Genomic DNA, 1,734 nt, shown 5'->3' with positions numbered 1-1,734 from the left:
CCGCGGCGCAGCGCCCGCAGCACCGGCGGCAGCAGGTAGATGCAGGCGGTGGCGCCGGTGCCGAGCCGCACCCGGCCGAGCGCGCCGCCGGCATGCTCCGCCATCGCCTCTGTCGCCGCCGCGACCTCGGCCTCGATCCGCCCGGCATGGACCAGCAGGTCGCGCCCCGCCGCGGTCGGGGTGGCCCGCTTGCCCACCCGCTCGACCAGCCGCACGCCGAGCCGCGCCTCGAGCTGGCGGATCTGCAGGCTGACCGCCGGCTGGGTCAGGTTCAGCCGCGCCGCGGCGCCGGAGAAGCTGCTGGCCCGCACCACCTCGGCGAAGGTCCGCAGCTGGTCGAGGCTGAGGCCGCGCATTCCAAAGAATTCCTTATGATCCGCATTGGATATCCAAATTTCCCTTATCCGTCACGAAAGCGCAATCTCGGCCCGTTCCCACCAGGACCGTGTCCGATGACTTGCCCCCTGCTGTCCGAGATGCTGCATTGGTTCGCCGGCTCGCCGCAGTCGCGCCGGCGCCAGGTCGAGATCCTGCGCGGGCTCGACGACCGGCGCCTGGCCGATCTCGGCATCAGCCGCGGCGAGGCGCTGCGCGGACATCCCGATCCCGGCCGCGCGGACGCACTGACCGAAAGACCGAACCGACCATGCCTGACCGCCATCCCGCTTCCCTGATCACCATCCGCGACGCGGCGGAGGCCGACCTGCCGGCCATCCAGGCGATCTATGCCCACCATGTGCTGCACGGCTTCGCCAGCTTCGAGGAGGTGCCGCCGCAGGCGGCGGAGCTGGCGGCCCGGCGGGCGGCGGTGCTGGCCCAGGGCCTGCCCTATCTGGCGGCCGAGATCGCGGGCCGCGTCGTCGGCTATGCCTATGCCGGCGCCTACCGGCCGCGCCCGGCCTATCGCCACACCATCGAGGATTCGGTCTATGTCGCCGACGGCATGGCCGGCCGCGGCATCGGCCGGGCGCTGCTGGGCGCGCTGATCCAGCGCTGCGAGGCCGGGCCCTGGCGGCAGATGGTGGCGGTGATCGGCGACAGCGGCAATGCCGGCTCGATCGCGCTGCACGAGGCGCTGGGCTTCCGCCGCGCCGGCCTGCTGCCGTCGGTCGGCTACAAGTTCGGCCGCTGGGTCGACAGCGTGCTGATGCAGCGGGCGCTCGGCCCCGGCGACACCACCCTGCCGGCCCCGGGCCACGACGCTTGATCCGGCGCCGCACCGTCCTCTGCCTCGGCCTGGCGCAGCTGGTCAGCTGGGGCACGACCTATTACCTGATCGGCGGCTTCGGCCCGCGGATCATCGCCGAGACGGGCTGGAGCCACACGCTGGTGCATGGCGGCTTCTCCGCCGCCCTGCTGGTGATGGGGCTGTCCTCGGCCTGGGTCGGGCGGCTGATCGACCGGCATGGCGGCCGCGCCGTGATGACGGCGGGGTCGGTGCTGTCCGCCCTCGGCTGCGCCGGGCTGGCCCTGGCCCGCGACCCGTTCTTTTACATGGCCGCGTGGCTGGTGCTGGGCCTGGCGATGCGGTGCACGCTGTACGACGCCGCCTTTGCCGCGCTGGCCCGGATCGGCGGGGCGGAGGCGCGCAGGCCGATGTCGCAGATCACGCTGCTGGGCGGCCTGGCCTCCACCGCCTTCTGGCCGATCGGCGACAGCCTGGCCGGCGCGCTCGGCTGGCGTGGCGCGGTCCTCGCCTATGCCGGCTTCGCCCTGCTGACCATCCCGCTGCAC

Annotated in this window: 4 protein-coding genes; 3 read left to right on the top strand and 1 reads right to left on the bottom strand. The window is 73.5% G+C overall.

Features of this window, described 5'->3' with window-relative positions; all coding sequences use genetic code 11:
* Nucleotides 1-356: LysR family transcriptional regulator (locus tag P409_RS33560; protein WP_034848898.1), on the bottom strand; the 356-nt coding region annotated here is incomplete at its 3' end.
* Between the two features lie 96 nt (nucleotides 357-452).
* On the opposite strand from P409_RS33560, the gene P409_RS33555 reads away from it, so the two are divergent.
* From P409_RS33555 to P409_RS33545, 3 genes are all read left to right on the top strand, one after another.
* Nucleotides 453-674, top strand: coding sequence for a DUF1127 domain-containing protein (locus P409_RS33555; RefSeq protein ID WP_034848896.1), 222 nt, complete (start codon nucleotides 453-455; stop codon nucleotides 672-674).
* Nucleotides 647-1,207: a GNAT family N-acetyltransferase gene (locus tag P409_RS33550; RefSeq protein ID WP_034848893.1), complete on the top strand. Its 561-nt coding sequence runs from the start codon at nucleotides 647-649 to the stop codon at nucleotides 1,205-1,207. The genes P409_RS33555 and P409_RS33550 overlap by 28 nt, the downstream gene beginning before the upstream one ends.
* On the top strand, nucleotides 1,204-1,734 hold a 531-nt coding region (locus P409_RS33545; RefSeq protein WP_034848891.1), incomplete at its 3' end, for an MFS transporter. The genes P409_RS33550 and P409_RS33545, both read left to right, overlap by 4 nt.

The organism is Inquilinus limosus MP06, assembly GCF_000767795.1.
In the GTDB taxonomy this organism is placed as follows: Bacteria; Pseudomonadota; Alphaproteobacteria; order DSM-16000; family Inquilinaceae; genus Inquilinus; species Inquilinus limosus_E.
The sequence above is the reverse complement of the archived record's forward strand: the minus strand, read 5'-3'. Positions and strand labels throughout refer to the sequence as shown.